Consider the following 856-nt stretch of genomic DNA (forward strand, 5'->3'; position numbering starts at 1 on the left):
GTCGGGATCGGCGCCGAATACCTCTTCAACGTCGGGTCGTTCGACATCGTTCCGCGCGTCGGCATCCGCTGGACGCGTTTGGACGTTGACGGGTACACGGGGGCGTTCAAGACCGAAGACGACACGATGGACGTCTTTACGGCGCCGATCGGCGTGGCGTTTGCCGGCAACTTCAACGCGGGCGGCTGGAAGCTTGCCCCGACGCTCGACCTTTCGATCGTGCCGAACTTCGGCGACGACGAAGCGACGAGAGCGGTTCGCTGGAACAACGTCAAGGACGAAGTGAAGACGCAGGTTGTGGACGACGCGCCGGTGCGCGCTTCGCTCGGCCTCAACGCGCAGACTGGCGACTGGACGATCGGAGCTGCTTATGACCTCGGCGTAGGCGGCGATGATCGGCTCGACAATGCCTTCACCCTTAAGGCCCGTTATGTTTGGTAATACACTGTAATGCCTTGCGAGAGAAGGCTCTACCTTCTCTCGTTATCGAGAGAGCATGTCATTCGGGGAGGTGTTCGGAGATTCCGAACACCTCCCCTGCGTTATGGTTAACGCTATTCGGGATAACGTGGTGCCAGAGCAACACTCGGTAGAACCGACCAAAAGACTAGTTCGAAATGATTACTTGGATATCAGGAAGTTGAGTTTGACATAGGTATTAACCCTGTGGCGAGGGGTGGGGGCAAATGAGATTCTTCGGGTTGCCTGTTTTTAGGAGTTTCGGGCAAAGCGTTCGAATGAGGTCAACGACGTCATTGCGCGAGGCTCTTGCGGGCAGATGAATCTATTTCTGCTCCGGCGCGCGTATCGCGGCAGGAGCTTTTAGGAGAAACTTTCATGAAGAAGACTCTCATTG

General features: G+C 56.4%; 1 protein-coding gene. It reads left to right on the forward strand.

All coding sequences use genetic code 11. From position 1 onward, the window contains the following. Nucleotides 1-441, forward strand: a 441-nt coding sequence (locus H6A60_RS11870) for an autotransporter outer membrane beta-barrel domain-containing protein (protein ID WP_205104894.1), incomplete at its 5' end; no start/stop codon positions are given. Between the last annotated feature and the right edge of the window lie 415 nt (nt 442-856).

The sequence above is a fragment of the Sutterella massiliensis genome (assembly GCF_016899755.1).
Classification (GTDB): domain Bacteria; phylum Pseudomonadota; class Gammaproteobacteria; order Burkholderiales; family Burkholderiaceae_F; genus Sutterella; species Sutterella massiliensis.